This is a genomic window from Flavobacterium sp. ST-158 (genome assembly GCF_058309975.1).
Window position 1 is genome coordinate 53,539 of the sequence record NZ_JBZEEN010000004.1, and the last position, 18,158, is coordinate 71,696.

Consider the following 18,158-nt stretch of genomic DNA (forward strand, 5'->3'; position numbering starts at 1 on the left):
GAAAAATAATGATTCAACTTCACGATAAACAATTTGTTCCGTTTATTTCTGCAGAAGAAATTGACTTTGCTATCCAAAAAATGGTTTCTCAAATTGAAGATGATTTTGTGGATGAAATTCCAATATTTATTGGCGTTTTGAATGGTTCTTTTATGGTGGTTTCCGATTTTGTGAAAAAGTATTCAAAACCATGTGAAGTTAGTTTTGTAAAAATGGCTTCTTATGAAGGAATGAGTTCGACTAATGATGTAAAACAATTAATAGGATTGAATCAGGATTTAACGGGACGCACGGTAGTAGTTGTTGAAGATATTATTGATACGGGACATACAATTGTGGAGTTGAAAGCCTTGTTTAAAAAACAGAATCCCAAACATTTTAAAATAGCGACTCTTTTTCTTAAGCCAGAAGCTTATAAAAAAGACATAAAAATTGATTATATTGGAATCCAAATTCCTAATAAATTTATAGTAGGTTTTGGTTTAGACTATGATGGTTTAGGACGAAATTTACCAGAAGTATATCAATTAAAAGATTGAAAGATTCAAGAATTAAAAGATTAAAAAAAAGTAATACATATGAAGGTTTAAGGAGAAATCTTTAAATTTTTAAATTTTTAAATTAAATTTTATGACTAACATTGTTTTATTTGGGAAACCAGGCGCTGGAAAAGGAACTCAAGCTGAGTTTTTAAAAGGGAAATACAATTTGACGCATCTTTCAACAGGTGATATTTTTAGATTTAATATCAAAAATGAAACAGAATTAGGTAAACTAGCGCAAACATTTATCAATAATGGTGAACTAGTTCCAGATGAAGTTACTATTAAAATGTTGCAAAGTGAAGTGGAAGCAAATCCAGATTCAGCAGGTTTCTTATTTGATGGTTTTCCAAGAACAATTGCTCAGGCAGAAGCTTTAGATGCTTTTTTAACTTCTAAAAATGAAAATATCACAGCTACTATTGCTTTAGAAGCTGATGATGAAATTCTGGTAGCAAGATTATTAGAAAGAGGAAAAACTTCAGGAAGAGCTGATGATCAAGACGAAGAAAAAATTCGTAACAGATACCAAGAATACAACGAAAAAACAGCTCCGCTTATTGGGTTTTACAAAGAGCAAGGGAAATTTCATGCAGTAAACGGAATTGGTTCTATCGCTGAAATTACAGAGCGTTTAAGTAGCGTAATAGACAATTTATAAATAAAAATTGTTTGATGTTTAAAGTTTAAAGTTGCTAAATTTTCTTTGGCGACCTTAAACTTTAAATTTTTAAACCAGAATCATAATAATGGAACTTTTAATCATTCTTTTTTTGATTTTACTCAACGGACTTTTTTCGATGTCTGAAATCGCTTTGATTTCGGCAAGGAAATCAAGGTTGGAGAATTCTGCAAAAAAAGGAAATAGTAGTGCGCAAATTGCATTGGATTTGGCTAATTCGCCAAACAAGTTTTTGTCAACAGTTCAAATCGGAATTACACTAATAGGTATTCTAACGGGTATTTTTAGTGGAGATAAAATTACTGCCGATGTAGAAACTTTTGTTTTGAGTTTTGAATTTTTAAAACCCTATGCGCATTCTATTGCAGTGGGAATTGTAGTAGTGATTTTAACTTTTTTCTCTTTAGTTTTAGGAGAATTATTGCCCAAAAGAATTGGGTTGAATTATCCAGAAACTATAGCAAAAGCAGTGGCTATGCCCATGAAAATAGTTTCCATTGTAACAGCACCATTTATTTGGTTGTTAACTCATTCTACAGAATTTTTATTAAAAATATTGCAGATTAAGCCTTCGGCAGATGGAAAAGTGACCGAAGAAGAAATCAAAGCCATTATTAAAGAAGGAACAGAGGTAGGAGAAGTTCAGGAAATAGAACAGGATATTGTAGAGCGTGTTTTCCATATTGGAGATAGAAAGATTAATTCTTTAATGACACATAGAAAATCAGTGGTTTTATTACCATTAGAAGCTAATAAAAATCAGGTTAAGGAATTTATGCTTCAAGAATTACATTCTGTTTATCCAGTGTATAAGGATGATATAGATGAAATTGTTGGGGTAGTGAGTCTTAAAAATATTTTTGCTAATATTGAAAATGACAACTTTAATTTGACTTCAATATTGACAGAAGCTCCTTATTTGATGGAACATACTACGGCTTATAATGCCTTGGAGAAATTTAAAAAATCAGGGATCCATTATGCAGTTGTAGCCGATGAATACGGTATTTTTCAAGGAATGATTACGCTGAATGATATTTTAGAAGCCTTAGTAGGTAATGCCTCCGATTTTTATAAAGATGATTTTAAACTTATAGAAAGAGAAGACGGAAGTTGGTTAGTTGATGGACATTATTCATTACATGATTTTTTAACTAATTTTGAATTAGATGAGTTATTGAGTGATTATGATGTGACGACTGTGAGCGGATTGATTATGACTGAATTGTCCCGAATTCCAAAACAAGGAGAGAAGTTAATTTGGCATAAATTTGAATTTGAAGTTATCGATATGGATGGAGTTAAAATCGATAAAGTATTGGTGAAAGCCTTAAAAAAATAGTGTTCAGTATTCAGAAAAAAAAGAGAGCACTTAAAACTAAAAGAAAATGACAGAAGATTTGAAATTAAAAGGAGGACAACAAGTGGCTGTCTGGTACTTTTTTTAGATTTTTTGTAAAACAAACGAAATTATGACAGAAGGTAACTTTGTAGATTACGTAAAAATATTTGTTTCTTCCGGAAAAGGAGGAAAAGGATCTACGCATTTACATAGAGAAAAATTTATTGAAAAAGGTGGGCCAGATGGTGGAGATGGAGGTCGTGGTGGACACATTTATCTAGTAGGAAACAAAGGTTTATGGACGTTGTTTCACTTAAAATTTGCGCGCCATATTAAAGCAGGTCACGGAGGTGATGGTGGAGGAGATAGAAGTACGGGAGCAGATGGAGAAGATAAGATTATCGAAGTGCCTCTAGGAACTGTCGTAAAAGACAAAGAAACTGGAGAGGTTTTATTTGAAGTTACAGAACATGGCGAGAAAAAAATTCTTTGTCAAGGAGGGAAGGGCGGTTTAGGAAACTGGCATTTTAGAAGTTCAACCAATCAAACGCCTCGTTATGCGCAACCAGGATTGTTAGGTGTAGAAATGGACGTGATCTTAGAATTAAAAGTCTTGGCAGATGTAGGTTTAGTTGGTTTTCCAAATGCAGGAAAATCTACTTTGTTATCTGTTTTGACTTCGGCTAAGCCAAAAATTGCTGATTATCCGTTTACCACTTTAAAACCAAATCTGGGAATTGTTGCTTACAGAGATTTTCAATCTTTTGTAATTGCAGATATTCCCGGAATTATTGAAGGTGCAGCCGAGGGAAAAGGTTTAGGTCATTATTTCTTGCGTCATATTGAGCGAAACTCAACTTTGTTGTTTATGGTACCCGTAGATACGCCAGACATCAAAGCGGAATATGATATTCTGGTGAATGAATTGACCAAATACAATCCTGAGATGCTAGATAAAGAACGTCTTTTGATTATTACAAAATGTGATATGCTGGATGACGAATTGAAAGCGGAACTTAAAGTAGAATTAGACGAAGCTTTTAAAGATATTCCATATATGTTTGTTTCTTCAGTTGCTCAACAAGGTTTAACAGAGTTGAAAGACAAACTTTGGAAAATGTTGAACGACTAAGAAACGTTTTTTGAAATATAAAAACCACTAAGGAATTGAATTCGTTAGTGGTTTTTTTGTTTTTAGGGTTATTTTACCTGAACACGAATTCCTTCAGTATGACTGGAAAATTCCGGAGCATACATGCTTTGGATAGTTGTAATTCCGTTTGAGAAATGTCCACTGTTGTTCAATCGTACATCATATTCCAGAACATAAGTTCCTTTATTTATTTTATCGAAAAAGAAATGAGTTGCGGCATCTTTAGTGCTTTTGTAAAAGCCTAAACCGTCTTTGTAATCATAAGCTGATATTACATCTTCGGGTTCAAAACAGGAAGCTCTTAAGTCTTTTAGATGTACAAATTCCATGTTTTCTTTGGTATTTATAATCAATCTAACGGTAACTAGATTTCCAATTTCTAACTTATTTTGTGCTGTTATTTTATTTAGCACAAAACCTTTTGAATCTGTTTTTTTAAGATACAATTCTTTTGATACAGAAAGCACATTGGTACTGTCTGTTTTTATTTTGTCCAAATCTTCAAAATATTGCCAATAAATTCCTCCAAAACCTGGTACTTTTGATTTGTTCTGAATAGTTGTCGTTGCCATCTGTTTTTTGATTTCATCTGCTTTCCAATTGAGTTTTAGGTAGCCTGTTTCGGCTTCTTTCTCATTTTCAGACAATTTCTTAGTTAGTATTTTCTCTTCACCAACTTTTATAATGGTATTGTCTTTTACACTCAGCCAATCAGTTCCTTGCAGGAGCAACGCATAGATGGCTTCGGTAGTTGCTTTTGTAGTTGGCCAGTTTTTAGATTGTTTGTTTTTTAATAACCAAACTTTCATAGCATCCACGGACTTGTTGTCGTTTGTAATTTCGGAGAAAGCCTCAATGAGTAAAGCTTGAGTCTCAATAGGAGCTTGGTACCAATACCAACCTGCTTTGTTTTCGATCCAGTACATGCCCCAATCTTCATTGTTAGAAGCTGTTTCTTTTAAACTCGTTAAAATAGTTTTAGCAGCTTCTTTTTCACCAAAACGATTTAATGTCAGAGCCGCTAATCCTTTTTCATAAAGAGAATAATGCAACCAATCTTTTTTGGCAGTTTCAAGATAGATCTTGCTTACTTTTTTTAGAGTATCCGTAAGTGGATATTTGTCCAAATAAAAGCTACGCGTGTATAAATAATGCAAATCAGAATAGGGATTGATCCAAATAAATTTTTCGGTTGTGCTTCGATTTTTGATTCTGTTGGCATGATTTTTCAAAAATTTATTGTCCAAATAAGGAATTCCTTTTTTTGAAATTTCAGTTACTTTGTCATTCGTTTCGTCACTCGGAAATAGTTTCGCTAAATGGCCTAAACCAGCTAGTATATGACGAGTAATATACTCGTTTGTATAATTGCCTTCAAACCATGCAAAACCTCCTGAAGCATCTTGCTTTTGTTTTAAAAGTGTAAAAGTAGCTTCTTGAGCGTTTTTCATTTTCTCTAAATCAAATAATAAAGCTAGATTTTTCTTTTTCTCCTCCTCACTTTGCGCATCTTTCAACCAAGGGGTTTCGGCCAGAATAATCGATTTTAATGCTTCGTTTTCTTCAAGTTTAGAATTTAATTTTCCGTTTTTTCTCCATGTTTCGAATAAAGCAGCAATTTTAGGATTACTTGAAATAATTTTTGAAGCTAGTTCATTAGCATAAAATCGGGCAAAAGTTTGTTCGGCGCATTCATGCTCGTATTCCATCAAATACGGTAAGGATTGAATGGCTAACCAAGTTGGGTTAGACGTATATTCTAAAGTAAATTGATGATTTTTAAGCGTTGTTGACGTATTGTTTTTTAGATTTTCGAAAGTATAAGTTTTGGTCGAATTTTCTCGAACCCAAATCGCTCTGCTTTCGGTAACGAGTATGTTATTGGTTAATACGGGAAGGATACTTTCTTCACCATCCGAATAATTTCCTGCTTTGGCCACTATTTTATATTGAACAGCTTCTAAACCTTCTGGGATGTATACTTTCCAGGTTGCAGTTGTATTTCCAAAAGCAGTAATTCTAAAGTTTTTGATGTTTTTACTATTTAGCATTTTGCTGTCAATAGGCTGCATGGTTGTTGCATCGTAAAACTGTAACATCGCAATTCCTGTTTTACTTGTATTGGTCATATTGGCAATTTTAGCGCTAATTGTAATGCTGTCTTTTTCTCTAAAGAATCTTGGGAAATTAGGTACAACCATTAACTCTTTTTGGGTAATCACATTTTTTTCTAAATATCCAGTTACTGCATTTTTATTATGAGCCAATAAACGCAATTTCCAAGAAGTTAAAGCTTCAGGTGAAGTGAAATTGAAACTGATTTTTCCTTTCGAATCGGTTTTTAGATTAGGAAAAAAGAAAGCAGTTTCAGAAAGATTAGTTCTCACTTTAATTGTTGATAATTTCTTTTCTGCTAAACTGTCATTTGAAATCAAGCCGGAAACTCTTCCTTGTAAAGCAATTGATATTCCGGCTGTATTGTAAACTTGGTCGTCTACTTCTTCAATAACATTGTTTGGATCGCCTTTTATAGTTTGAGCTCCTATTTTTTTATCTTTAATTGACGTAATAGCTCCTGTAAGGTTACTCTTTTTCTGTGTGCCATAACCTACAACAACTACTTCCTGTAATGCATTTTGATCTTCTTCCAGTTCAATGTCTATTTGTTTAGAAGTTATTTTTAGTTCTTTGTCAAGGAAACCAACATAGCTGAAAACTATTATTTCACCTACTGCTGCTTCAATTTGATAGTAACCTTCAAAGTCTGAAGTCGTTACTCGATTAGTTCCCTTTATATAAACACTAACTCCAGCCAATGGCTCGTTTTTTCTATAGATAATTCCTGAAATTAGTTTAGTATTCTGAGGTCTGCTACTGTTTTTATGGAGGTATTTTTGGTATTCATTTTGAGAGAAATAAGTTTGAGAATTGTTGAAATTAAATCCAAACCACATTAATTTAGTTTTCTCATTTTCTGTTTTGAAATAGCCTAAATAGCTGTTTAGGTTTTTAATATTTGTAAAGGTTTTTTGGAAACCAAAAGGGCTTTTAAAATTTGTTGGGTAATAATTGTTGTAGTCATTAAAATCTAAATTATCCCAATTTTTATTGGTAAATTGATCCAAAGATTTATCATACATCGAAGCTAAAATTTCTGATTCCAGTTTTGTGTTTGAAGCATTGAGTTTAAAGGACCAATTTTCTTGTTTTCCAGGTTCAATTTTACTTCTGAAACTTTCTATTTCAAGTTCCAGTTTAGGTTCTTCTTTTTTTAGAGCAACATTTAGACTTTGATTAAAAACCGTATTCTCAAAAATACTTGTGCAATTTATAGTTATTGCATTTTCAAATTCATCTTTAAGTGGAATGTTTAGTGTTATTTCATTGTCTTTTAAGAAGTGGTTTTCGTCTAAGAAATTCCAGTATTTATAATTAGCAATTGTATTAATATAGAGATCAGGAATGATACTTTGAATTTTAATTGTTACAAAACCATCTTTTTTTGGATTTGAATTTAATTGTTCCAGGGTGATAAGTTGGTTAGGGTTTATTTTGTCCTTACTCTGTATCAAATCAAAATGGGAACTGTTTTCAACGAGATTATCGAATGCATCTTTAGCTGTGAAAACAAGTTTGTAGTTTCCAGATGGAAAATCCGTCATAAAGTCCATTGGAATTTCTTTGTCTTTTAGAGTGTTTATTTTCAAAGAATGAACTAAAACTCCGGTTTCTTTTTCAGAAATTGGTTTTTCATTTTTTTCAAAAGGAAAGAGTTGTTCAAATTCAGAATCTGAGATTATTTCTATTTCTGGTTTTTGCCAAACTCTTGGTTTGAATTTATTTTCAGCATTTCGAATACGGTAAATTTTAATTTCTCCATTTGTCGGAACCGAGATGTCGTTGAGATTATTACTTTCCAGTTTTATACTGGTTTTGTTTTTGGTTTCAATGGTTTTAGGAATAGCTGCTTTTAGTTTTAGAGCATGATAGCCTACATTGGTAATTAAGTCTTCTTTAGTTTGTGTTTCGCCATTGATATCAGTTATGGTGACTCTGATGCGATAGCTAAAAATGGGTAATTTTTCTTTTATAGCTAATGTGTCGGGTTTTGCAATAAAATCAATACTAAAATTTCCTCGGTTATCAGTTTTGGTTTCAGATTTAACTATTCTTTCCTGTTTTCCTCCGAACCATTGATAAGAGTTATAATGGTCAGTATTGTAGGTTTCCTGTGTAATTTCGTAAGTAACTTTTGCATCAGTGACATTTGCTCCGGAAAAAGAATTTGCATTACCGGTAACGGTTAACTTTTGGTTGACTTTATAAGTCTCTGTTAAAGGATTTATAGTAATTTCAAACTTAGGTCTTTTGTATTCTTCGACGCGAAAAGAAAGATATGAATTTTCAAAAGTTACATTATCCCAAAACGGATGTTCCTCTTTTGTTTTATCATAAATGCTGTCTTTTTCATAATCATCAGGTTCTTCTGCCTGAATAGTGAAATTTCCGGTTAATCCTGTTTGGGGTAACTTAAATTCTCCCGAAAAGGAACCAAACTCATTTGTAATTACATCAAGTTCTTTGATTGTTTTGTTATTAACGTCTTCAAAAGTAATTTTAAAAGAAGTATTTGCAACAACTGAAGTTACATTAGCTTTTTGCTGTAAAGCGATGCCTTTGTAATAAACGGTTTGACCAGGGCGATAAATGGCTCTGTCCAGATAGAATTGAACTTTTGCTTTTACTGTTTTATTTTTTTCAAATTTATTTAAGATATTAATATAATTGGTATATAGCGGTAGAGTATCATTATCCTTAGTTAGAACAATATTTCTTTGAAAATTTTCGTCTTTTCCTCTTGTGTTAAAAAGTGTTCCTGTTTTATCGGTTTTACCCACGAAATCTTCTGAATCAATTTGTACATACTCAATAGGAATTCCGGTTTTTCGGTCTAAAACATGATAGTAGTCCCTATCTTTTTTTGTTTCGGACAGCAGACTGAAATTCGTAGCTATAATTGTTTCAAATCCATATGCTTTATCATCTTTTTTGGCACTAGTACTTTCAAAAATAGCAAGATAAATTCCTGTTTTTAGTTGAGGCAAAAGTAGTTCTGTTGTGTGTTCAAAATAGTCTTTTGGATTTTTTAAACTATAATTTTCTTTATGAACCGGAAGTTGATGCAATATAAATTCATTTAGAATACTATCTTTTTTAGCGTAATTGAAATTCAAGAATTGCATCTCGCTTTGCTTTATTTTATAAAAGCTAATCTTTAGGCTGTCTATATTTTTAAAACTTATAAAAGCACGGTGATTTTGGTTAGGATAAATGTATTTTTCCAGTTGGATGCTGAGGTTTTTTTCTAATAAATTATGTCTGCTTAGATGAGCTTGTTTGTAAGTATTCGAATGATTTTGAATCGCTATAATACTGTCAAATAAAGCGATGGATTTTATCTTATAATCAGGATGCGTTTCTTTGGAAGCAAGATTGTTAAAGATTGTCGCTTTCTCGAATTGAATTTTTTGTAGGCTGATTGCAGTTTTTGATTGTTTTTGCAGCTTAGTTAACGCTTTTAGATAAGCTTCATTGTCATTTACAAGATTGTTTTTGCAAAAAATAATACGATTCAACTGATTTTCTACAGATGGATTGTTTTGTTCTCTTTCCTGAAATAGTAGCAAGGTTTTCTGAAGATTTTTTTCTTTGACAAAGTCGAAGTTGATTTCTTTAAAAGAGACAGAATTCCCAAATAAATCTTCTTTTAAGAAATTGAAGTCATTTTTTTTAAAATTCCAATGCTGTATTTTTGAATTGTAATAATTGATGTTTTCGTCCAGTAAATACTCATACAAATTTTCGGTTTTGAATTTTTCCTGATTGTAATAATCAAATATTGCTTCGTACTGAGCAAGAGGAGTGTTTTTTATACGTGATTTGTCAATTAAACTATTGTTGTAATACTTTGCTATTTGGTTTTCAAATTCAGTATTAGACCACAAAAGGTAATTGTTGTCAAGATTGCTGGTAGTGGTTATATTTTCTCTTTTATACCTATTTTGATTGAGGTAATCATTCAGGCATTTGGCATAAACTAAATTCAAAATCGCTTTTGAAGGAGCAGAGACTCTACTGATATCCGTTTTTAAATTGTTTAAGATTTTAGATTGAGCATTTTCGTCTAATGTTTGTAAGTATTTAGATTGATAAAAAAAGCATTTTATCAATTGTTCTTCATCGTTTTTGGAAATTGCTTTTTCATAAAGTCTATCCACAATTTCTTTAGCCGATTTTGTTTTTCCTTCTTTTTCATAAGTTATAACTTTTTCCCAGTTTTTTTGGAAGTTTTGTGCAAAAACTGAAGTTGAAATCAATACAAGTAATAAGAAGAGTTTTTTCATAACAACTATTTTTATCTATAGAGTGTCTTTTATTGGAAAAGGTTGGGAATAATGCGAAAAATAGTGCTAAATGTAAAATATTAATTTGAAGAAGAAAATTTTTTGTAAGTTTATTTTTGGTTATAATGATGTTGTCTGTAAAATAAAAAACCTTACAGAGTTAAAAATCTGAAAGGTTTTTGTAGTTATGAAACAATTTTTTTTCCTATTCTTTATATGTATCAAACAAGTATTGTAATGTCTCCGGAATGTTATTGGCTTTCATTTTTGGATAAATGAGGTCTTGATTGAGCCAGTTTTCGATAATTTGTTCGAAATTTTTGCCGACTTCATATACCACAGGAACGCCTAGTTTTTTTAATGCAGCAGCATTGCATTCTTGTTCATAATGATTCATAATAGGAATAGAAAGTATTTTTTTACCTAGATGTAAAGCTTCGGCAGGGGTTTCAAAACCACCTCCTGTGATGATGCCTTCGCAGGAAATCAAACTCTCGTTGAATTTTTGCTGATTTACAGGGAAATACGTAATGTTTCCAATAGTATGTTTGAATTCAACTCCCTGTAAAAACCAATGAAAATGAATATCACTCACTTTGTTAAAGGCTTTCTCAAGACAATCTTTGTCAAAAGAAGGTAAGTAAACTGTTATGTGCTTTAAGTTGGTTGGTTCAGCTTGAACAATCTCGTCTTTAATGATGGGAGGAAGAATAAAAGAATCGTATTTTTCAAAATGTAATCCTATATTTTTGGGAGCAGGTGCATAGTGTTTCAGAATCATTTCGCCCATTATGCTTTTCTTTTCAGGTCTTGGAGTTGCGGCAGAAATGAAACTCGCCTGATGTCCCAGTTGTACCGAATGTACTTTTTGCATTTTACAGGCTAGTGAAGTAATCGAATCAAAATCATTGATAATTACATCATATTTTTTTAATGGAAGAGCATCGGCATCTTTGTAAATTTGACGGGGTCTGATATTTTTGGCAATTTCCCAATAATTCAATCCGCCACATTTGCTGTAATGTAAACTACAGCCTTTGCTATTGTATTTTATAGGTAATTTGATGTCTAAACTGGCGTTGCTTCCACTTAAGAAAAAGTCAACTTCGCCAAATTTTTGTAGATAAGGATATAATTGTGTAGCTCTACTAATGTGACCATTTCCTGTTGCCTGAATGGCATAAAATATTTTCATATTTGCGACTTAAAATGTAATAATTAACATTTTGATTGTTTTGAAAAATAGAATTTAAAGTTTCAGATTTTCATATGACGAAAGTATTCTGTTGATGTTATGATAAGGTTGTTTTAAAATTGTGATTCTGTTATTATTTATGTTTTTTATAAGATATAAATTTTTTATAATCCTTTTTAATTTCCTTATTTTTGAAAAATGAAACAGCTTTTAATTGTCTTTTTATTTCTGCCTCTACTGCTTTTTTCTCAATCTAATTTTGAGAAAGCAAAGCAATTATTTGAAGAAGGAAAATGGGAACAATCTCAAGTGGTTTTTGAGAAAATAATTCAGTCTGAGCCATCTAATAAGATTGTGTTGGAATATTTAGGCGATATTGCAGGACATAGAAAATCCTGGGACGAAGCCTTATTGTATTATGGGAAATTAAAAAAAGAATATCCATCTGAAGCTGATTTTTATTTTAAATATGGAGGTGCCTTAGGAATGAAAGCTTTAGAGGTAAATAAATTTAAAGCTTTAACAATGATAGATGATATTAAAGCATCTTTTGAAAAAGCCATTCAACTCAATTCTAAACACATTCCGGCTCGTTGGGCTTTGATAGAGCTTTACCTTAAATTGCCAGGGATAATTGGAGGAAGTGAGGCTAAAGCTTTACTATATTCTAATGAATTGATGAAGATTTCCCCTGTAGATGGCTATTTGTCTAGAGGGCATATTGAGGAATATTTTAAGCGATATAAAAATGCCGAGCAACAATATAAAAAAGCAATTAGTGTAGGTAACTCAAGAGTGTGTTATCAAAAGTTGGCTGATTTGTACCAAAACAAAATGAACCAACCCGATAAGGCTTCTGTAATTATGCAAATGCTAAAAAACAACAATACAATTCCCAAGAAAAATATATGAAAACTCATTTTATAGCTATTGGCGGTAGTGCCATGCACAATCTGGCTTTAGCTTTGTATAATAAAGGATATCAGGTTACTGGAAGTGACGATGCTATCTTTGAACCTTCTAAATCGCGTTTAGAAAAAAAAGGAATTTTACCAGCTGAATTAGGTTGGTTTCCAGAAAAAATAACTGCCGATATTGATGCTATAATTCTAGGGATGCACGCAAAGGCTGATAATCCAGAATTGTTGAAAGCGCAAGAACTGGGATTGAAGATCTATTCGTATCCTGAGTTTTTATATGAACAATCCAAAAATAAAACCCGTGTGGTTATTGGTGGTTCGCATGGAAAAACTACAATTACTTCAATGATTTTGCACGTAATGCACTACCACGGAATAGAGGTAGATTATATGGTTGGGGCACAACTTGAAGGTTTTGATACGATGGTGCATCTTACAGAAGAGAATGATTTTATGGTTTTAGAAGGTGATGAATATTTGTCTTCGCCAATTGATAGAAGACCAAAGTTTCATTTGTACCAACCTAATATTGCTTTGATTTCAGGAATTGCTTGGGACCATATCAATGTGTTTCCAACGTATGAAAATTATGTGGAGCAGTTTGAAATTTTTATAGGCAAAATTACTAACGGAGGTATTTTAGTTTATAACGAAAATGATTCTGAAGTAAAACGCGTGGCCGAAGCAGCGACAAATCCAATTCGAAAATTAGCGTATCATACTCCTGAATATAGTGTTAGTGATGGAGTAACTCTGCTGGAAACTCCAGAAGGAGCAATGCCTATCGAAGTATTTGGAGCACATAACTTGAATAATTTGGCCGGTGCCAAATGGATTTGCCAAAATATGGGGGTGGATGAAGCTGATTTTTATGAGGCTATTGCAAGTTTTAAAGGAGCTTCTAAGCGTTTGGAAAAAATTTCTGAAGGAAAAGGAAAAGTGGCTTACAAAGATTTTGCACATTCGCCAAGTAAAGTTGCGGCAACCACTAAAGCGGTTAAAGAACAATATCCAGATAGAAAAGTTGTAGCTTGTTTAGAATTGCATACCTATAGTAGTTTGAATGCTGAGTTTTTAAAAGAGTACGAAGGAGCATTAGATAATGCTGATGTCGCAGTAGTTTTTTATTCGCCAGATGCCGTAAAAATAAAACAATTGGAAGAAGTAAGTTATGAGCAAATTGCGAAAGCTTTCAATAGAGAAGATTTGATTATTTATACCAATCCAGTAGAATTCAAGGAATATCTTTTCAATTTAAATCTGGATAATTCAGCATTATTGTTAATGAGTTCTGGTAATTACGGTGGATTGAATTTTGATGAGGTGAAAGGATTAATAGCTTAATTAAGTTTATTGTTTCTTTTTTAGTGTAAGAAAAAGATGTTTTAACTTAAAAGATTTAGAGTTATATTTACGTAATGTAAGTTATGCTAACTGAATCTTTTGCTATGGAAAATAATCATTTCCCAATTAAAAATTGGTCGGAAGACGATAAGCCGAGAGAAAAATTAATGCTCAAAGGCAAAAGTGCATTAAGCGATGCCGAACTGATTGCTATTTTGATTGGTTCTGGTAGCAGAAATGAATCTGCGGTGGATTTAAGCAAAAGGATTTTAGCCAGTGTACAAAATAATTTAAATGCTTTAGGTAAGTTGACTATGTCTCAATTGATGGAATTTAAGGGAATTGGCGAAGCTAAAGCCATTTCGATAATTGCTGCAATGGAATTGGGACGACGCAGAAGAGCAGAGGAAGTGGTTGAGCTGACTAAAATCACTTCCAGTAAGACTGTTTTTGAAATGATGCAGCCTATTATTGGCGAATTACCTCATGAGGAATTTTGGATTTTATATCTGAATAATTCCAATAAGGTGATTTCGAAAAGACAAATAAGTATAGGCGGAATTACTGGAACTTTGGTCGATGTGCGTTTGGTTTTTAAAATGGCGCTTGAAAAAGGAGCTACAGCTTTAATATTATGTCATAATCATCCTTCAGGAACATTGAATCCAAGTGATGCAGACAAACAAATTACAAGAAAAATAAAGGCTGCAGGAGAGAGTTTAGATGTTAAAGTTTTGGATCATTTGATTGTCACTGAAACAAAATATTTTAGCTTTGTTGATGAAGGAATATTTTAAAAGCAAAAATGAAAATTGAGAATATTAAAGATGTTTTTTTTGATTTAGATCATACACTTTGGGATTTTGATAAAAATTCTAAGATTACCTTTGAGAAAATTTTTGCTCAAAAACATCCTGAGGTTTCGATTGATTCTTTTATAACGCATTATATTCCAATCAATCAGGCTTGCTGGAAATTGTATCAATACGATAAAATTAGTCATCAACAATTGCGTTACGATAGGTTAAAATTATCTTTTGATGCCTTGGGTTATGAAATTTCAGATACTGATATAGATCTGATTTCGCAGGAATATATTGATTTGTTAACGGAAAATAACCATCTTTTTGATGGGACATTTGAGATTTTAGATTATTTAATCGGGAAGTATAAGTTGCATGTTATTACCAATGGTTTTGCTCATGTTCAGGTAAAAAAGCTCAATAATGCTAATTTAAGCACTTATTTTTCTACAGTAACTAATTCAGAAATGGCGGGAGTTAAGAAACCAAATCCTATCATTTATGAATTTGCTTTGGATTTGGCAAAGGCCAAAAAAGAAAGCAGTATTATGATAGGTGATTCTATTGAGGCAGATGTTTTAGGAGCCTTAGATGCCGGAATTGATGCTATTTTTTTTAATGAAAACAAGGAAGCTGTAGACAGCAATATCAAACAAATTAATCATTTATTAGAACTTAAAAATTATTTATAATTATGAAAAAACAATTTCTCTTACTTCTTTTGCTTGTTTCCAGTTTTGGAATTGCACAATCTTTAAACGATTATAAAACAGTAATTGTACCTTTAAAATATGATTTTTTAAAAACAGAAAATCAATATAGAATGGCTACTTTATCTAAATTTAATTTGAATAAGGTAGGTTTTGATGTATATTATTCAAACCAAGTTGTTCCAAATGATATCAACAGATGTGCAGTTTTGAATTATGATATAGTTAAAGAGGGGGCGTTTTTAGCAACTAAATTATATGTTACTTTTAAGGATTGTTATGGTAAGATTGTATATCAGTCGGAAATTGGGATGAGTAGAGAAAAAGATTTTCAAGTAGCTTATAATGATGCTTTGAATAAAGCTTTTACTTCTATTTATGAATTAGAATATCAGTACAATGGAGGAGTGAATGCTGTAGTTGAAGAAAAAGTAGAAACTGTAAAGCAATCTGTTCCGGCTACTACTGTTGTTCCAATTCAAGTAGTAAAGAATACTCCGGTAGATCCAAATGAACAACTTTTTGCACAACCTCTAACAGGAGGGAATTATCAGTTGATTGACAGTAAGCCAAGTGTGATTATGAAGATTTATAAAACTTCAGATGTAAATTCTTTCTTGGCTCAAAAAGGAAATCAACAAGGTGTTTTGGTAAAAAAAGAAAACCAATGGTTTTTTGAGTATTACCAAAATGATCAGTTAGTTTCAGAGAAAATAAACGTTAAGTTTTAAAACTAAAAAACGGCTTTCAAATTCAATTTGGAAGCCGTTTTTTTAATAACCGTATTTGTCTTTCCAGCGATTTTTAAGAAATTCTCTTGTTGTTTTTTCCCGAGCGTTCTCTCCAGGAACATATATAGCTGTGTTTGATATTTCGTTTGGAAGGTATTCTTGTTCGGCAAAATTATTAGCATATTCATGCGAATATTTATACTCCTCACCATATCCTAATTCTTTCATCAGTTTAGTAGGTGCATTCCGCAAATGAATAGGAACTGATAAATCTCCTGTTTGTTTTACAATTTGTTGAGCCGTGTTAATAGCCATATACGAAGCATTACTTTTAGGAGAAGTTGCTAAATAAATGGCGCATTGACTTAAAAGAATCCTGCTTTCTGGATAACCAATGGTGCTTACAGCTTGAAAAGTATTATTAGCCATAATCAAGGCTGTCGGATTGGCATTGCCTATATCTTCACTGGCAGAAATGAGTAATCTTCGGGCAATAAATTTTACATCTTCGCCACCTTCAATCATGCGAGCTAGCCAATATACGGCACCGTTAGGATCGCTTCCTCGAATGGATTTGATAAAGGCCGAGATAATGTCATAATGTTGTTCTCCGGTTTTGTCATACAAAACAGTATTTTGTTGGACTAAAGCTAAAACTCTTTCGTTTGTTATAGTAATTTCGTCTCCGGCCGATGCATTTATGACCAATTCGAAAATATTTAATAGTTTGCGTCCATCCCCGCCTGAAAGGCGTAATAAAGCTTCTGTTTCTTTTAATTGGATATTTTTGCTTTTTAGATAAGTATCTGTTTGCATGGCACGCTCCAAAAGTGATTCTAAATCGGCTTTTGTAAACGCATTTAATACATAAACCTGACAACGCGAAAGTAGAGCAGGGGTGACCTCAAAGCTGGGGTTTTCAGTAGTAGCTCCTATCAGAGTAATCCAGCCTTTTTCGACAGCCGCTAACAACGAATCCTGTTGCGATTTGCTAAAACGATGAATCTCGTCAATAAACAAAATAGGATTTTTAGCTGTAAAAAGTCCGCCGCTTTGTTTGGTTTTTTCAATTACATCGCGAATGTCTTTTACGCCTGAATTGATAGCACTCAATATAAAAAAAGGACGTTGTGATTCTTGCGCAATAATTTGAGCTAAGGTGGTTTTTCCTGTCCCTGGTGGTCCCCAAAAAATTAATGACGGAATAATTGCTTTGGCAATTTGTTGCGTCAAGGAGCCATTTGGTCCAACCAAATGGGACTGACTGATGTATTCATCTAATTTTTGTGGGCGTATGCGTTCTGCTAATGGTGCTTCCATGCCGTAAAATTACTATTTTTATTTGAAGCTATTCCTGCTCTCCACTATATCTTTTATCTCGTTTGGTGAACGAGATAAAAGGATGCCGTTGCGATCAGGGCTAAAAAGAATTAATTTCGTTAAAAAAGAATTTGTATGACAAAATAACATTAAATTGGAATTGGTTTCATATTTGCATTTCCATCGATAAAGTTAACTACATGGATAAAAATTTCAAATTTACTAATGCCGTTGTTGGATTGCCACTTTTTTTTGTGTTGTTCCTTTGGTTTGTCTATTGGATTCAAATTCGGTTTGATTTTGATTTCGATGTCAATGGAATTTATCCCCGAACGTTTTCAGGCTTGCAAGGCATAATTTTTAGTCCTTTTATTCATTCCGGTTTAGAGCATTTGTATAATAATTCTATACCTTTATTGGTTTTATTAGCTGCTTTGCAGTTTTTTTACGCCAATTTGTCTTTTAAAGTAATCACTTATGGAATTTTAATTTCAGGAATTATTACTTGGATTATCGGAAGAGAAAATTATCATATTGGTGCGAGTGGTTTAATCTATGTCTTGTTTTCGTTTGTTTTCTTCAAAGGTATTTTTACCAAATATTATCGTTTGGTAGCCTTATCATTAGCTGTTATTATGATGTATGGCGGTATGATTTGGTATGTGTTTCCTAAGATAGATGACAGCATTTCTTGGGAAGGACATTTGGCGGGTTTGCTAACGGGTTTGTTTTTGGCATTGTATTATCAAACTCCGGAATTCAAAAAAGTGCCTAAATACGAATGGGAAATGCCAGATTATAATCCGGACGAAGATAAGTTTATGCAGCGATTTGATGAAAACGGCAATTTCGTGAATCTTCCCAAAGAGGAAGAGTTTGAATTTGACGGTTTTCAAAATTACTATATTTCAAATCAAGAAGTTAATTATGACATCGTTACAAATAAAAAAAACGAATCAGAACCTGAGCTCTAATTCGTTTCTGTATTGTTATCTCCTTTCCCTTTGGGAAG

13 protein-coding genes are annotated in these 18,158 nt (G+C 32.5%); 10 read left to right on the forward strand and 3 right to left on the reverse strand.

All coding sequences use genetic code 11. From position 1 onward, the window contains the following. The first annotated feature begins 8 nt into the window (after nucleotides 1-8). The 4 genes from hpt (at nucleotide 9) to obgE (ending at nucleotide 3,698) form a co-directional block, all read left to right on the forward strand. A complete protein-coding gene (gene hpt, locus AC4FRF_RS07645) occupies nucleotides 9-539 on the forward strand; it encodes a hypoxanthine phosphoribosyltransferase (RefSeq protein WP_491158903.1) in 531 nt (176 codons plus the stop codon). Nucleotides 540-630: 91 nt separating this feature from the next. Beyond that, a complete protein-coding gene (locus tag AC4FRF_RS07650; RefSeq protein WP_491158904.1) occupies nucleotides 631-1,203 on the forward strand; it encodes an adenylate kinase in 573 nt (190 codons plus the stop codon). 88 nt (nucleotides 1,204-1,291) lie between these two features. Further along, on the forward strand, nucleotides 1,292-2,566 hold the full coding sequence (locus AC4FRF_RS07655) for a hemolysin family protein (RefSeq protein WP_491158905.1): 1,275 nt from the start codon (nucleotides 1,292-1,294) through the stop codon (nucleotides 2,564-2,566). A gap of 130 nt (nucleotides 2,567-2,696) precedes the next feature. Beyond that, complete coding sequence (gene obgE, locus AC4FRF_RS07660; RefSeq protein ID WP_491158906.1) at nucleotides 2,697-3,698, forward strand: GTPase ObgE; 1,002 nt, start codon at nucleotides 2,697-2,699, stop codon at nucleotides 3,696-3,698. 68 nt (nucleotides 3,699-3,766) lie between these two features. Here obgE and AC4FRF_RS07665 read toward each other — a convergent pair whose 3' ends face one another. Then, complete coding sequence (locus AC4FRF_RS07665) at nucleotides 3,767-10,123, reverse strand: alpha-2-macroglobulin family protein (protein ID WP_491158907.1); 6,357 nt, start codon at nucleotides 10,121-10,123, stop codon at nucleotides 3,767-3,769. Between the two features lie 205 nt (nucleotides 10,124-10,328). Beyond that, nucleotides 10,329-11,318, reverse strand: a complete 990-nt coding sequence (locus tag AC4FRF_RS07670; RefSeq protein ID WP_491158908.1) for a glycosyltransferase family protein — start codon at nucleotides 11,316-11,318, stop codon at nucleotides 10,329-10,331. A 198-nt stretch (nucleotides 11,319-11,516) separates the two neighbouring features. Between AC4FRF_RS07670 and AC4FRF_RS07675 the strand changes: the two genes are divergently transcribed. The 5 genes from AC4FRF_RS07675 to AC4FRF_RS07695 all read left to right on the forward strand — a co-directional run bounded on the left by AC4FRF_RS07675 (nucleotide 11,517) and on the right by AC4FRF_RS07695 (nucleotide 15,826). Next, nucleotides 11,517-12,230, forward strand: a complete 714-nt coding sequence (locus tag AC4FRF_RS07675) for a tetratricopeptide repeat protein (RefSeq protein WP_491158909.1) — start codon at nucleotides 11,517-11,519, stop codon at nucleotides 12,228-12,230. Further along, entirely contained in the window at nucleotides 12,227-13,582 is a 1,356-nt protein-coding gene (locus AC4FRF_RS07680) for a UDP-N-acetylmuramate--L-alanine ligase (RefSeq protein WP_491158910.1), read from the forward strand. The genes AC4FRF_RS07675 and AC4FRF_RS07680 overlap by 4 nt, the downstream gene beginning before the upstream one ends. A 104-nt stretch (nucleotides 13,583-13,686) precedes the next feature. Continuing rightward, nucleotides 13,687-14,379: a RadC family protein gene (gene radC, locus AC4FRF_RS07685; RefSeq protein ID WP_491158911.1), complete on the forward strand. Its 693-nt coding sequence runs from the start codon at nucleotides 13,687-13,689 to the stop codon at nucleotides 14,377-14,379. An 8-nt stretch (nucleotides 14,380-14,387) separates the two neighbouring features. Further along, nucleotides 14,388-15,077, forward strand: coding sequence for a YjjG family noncanonical pyrimidine nucleotidase (locus AC4FRF_RS07690; protein WP_491158912.1), 690 nt, complete (start codon nucleotides 14,388-14,390; stop codon nucleotides 15,075-15,077). 2 nt (nucleotides 15,078-15,079) lie between these two features. Then, nucleotides 15,080-15,826 (forward strand): hypothetical protein, encoded by a 747-nt coding sequence (locus AC4FRF_RS07695; protein ID WP_491158913.1) that lies wholly within the window; start codon nucleotides 15,080-15,082, stop codon nucleotides 15,824-15,826. A gap of 42 nt (nucleotides 15,827-15,868) precedes the next feature. On the opposite strand, the gene AC4FRF_RS07700 is transcribed toward AC4FRF_RS07695, so the two are convergent. Then, nucleotides 15,869-17,146: a replication-associated recombination protein A gene (locus AC4FRF_RS07700; RefSeq protein WP_491158914.1), complete on the reverse strand. Its 1,278-nt coding sequence runs from the start codon at nucleotides 17,144-17,146 to the stop codon at nucleotides 15,869-15,871. Nucleotides 17,147-17,346: 200 nt separating this feature from the next. On the opposite strand from AC4FRF_RS07700, the gene AC4FRF_RS07705 reads away from it, so the two are divergent. After that, nucleotides 17,347-18,120 carry a rhomboid family intramembrane serine protease gene (locus AC4FRF_RS07705; RefSeq protein ID WP_491158915.1) on the forward strand — a complete coding sequence of 258 codons (774 nt, stop codon included), beginning with the start codon at nucleotides 17,347-17,349 and terminating at the stop codon, nucleotides 18,118-18,120. Nucleotides 18,121-18,158 lie beyond the last annotated feature (38 nt).

Excerpts from the sequence above, each read along its gene's own strand:
- hpt (WP_491158903.1), top strand. The coding sequence starts at position 9 with ATGATTCAACTTCACGATAAACAATTTGTTCCGTTTATTTCTGCAGAA.
- AC4FRF_RS07650 (WP_491158904.1), top strand. The coding sequence starts at position 631 with ATGACTAACATTGTTTTATTTGGGAAACCAGGCGCTGGAAAAGGAACT.
- AC4FRF_RS07655 (WP_491158905.1), top strand. The coding sequence starts at position 1,292 with ATGGAACTTTTAATCATTCTTTTTTTGATTTTACTCAACGGACTTTTT.
- obgE (WP_491158906.1), top strand. The coding sequence starts at position 2,697 with ATGACAGAAGGTAACTTTGTAGATTACGTAAAAATATTTGTTTCTTCC.
- AC4FRF_RS07665 (WP_491158907.1), bottom strand. The coding sequence starts at position 10,123 with ATGAAAAAACTCTTCTTATTACTTGTATTGATTTCAACTTCAGTTTTT.
- AC4FRF_RS07670 (WP_491158908.1), bottom strand. The coding sequence starts at position 11,318 with ATGAAAATATTTTATGCCATTCAGGCAACAGGAAATGGTCACATTAGT.
- AC4FRF_RS07675 (WP_491158909.1), top strand. The coding sequence starts at position 11,517 with ATGAAACAGCTTTTAATTGTCTTTTTATTTCTGCCTCTACTGCTTTTT.
- AC4FRF_RS07680 (WP_491158910.1), top strand. The coding sequence starts at position 12,227 with ATGAAAACTCATTTTATAGCTATTGGCGGTAGTGCCATGCACAATCTG.
- radC (WP_491158911.1), top strand. The coding sequence starts at position 13,687 with ATGGAAAATAATCATTTCCCAATTAAAAATTGGTCGGAAGACGATAAG.
- AC4FRF_RS07690 (WP_491158912.1), top strand. The coding sequence starts at position 14,388 with ATGAAAATTGAGAATATTAAAGATGTTTTTTTTGATTTAGATCATACA.
- AC4FRF_RS07695 (WP_491158913.1), top strand. The coding sequence starts at position 15,080 with ATGAAAAAACAATTTCTCTTACTTCTTTTGCTTGTTTCCAGTTTTGGA.
- AC4FRF_RS07700 (WP_491158914.1), bottom strand. The coding sequence starts at position 17,146 with ATGGAAGCACCATTAGCAGAACGCATACGCCCACAAAAATTAGATGAA.
- AC4FRF_RS07705 (WP_491158915.1), top strand. The coding sequence starts at position 17,347 with ATGGATAAAAATTTCAAATTTACTAATGCCGTTGTTGGATTGCCACTT.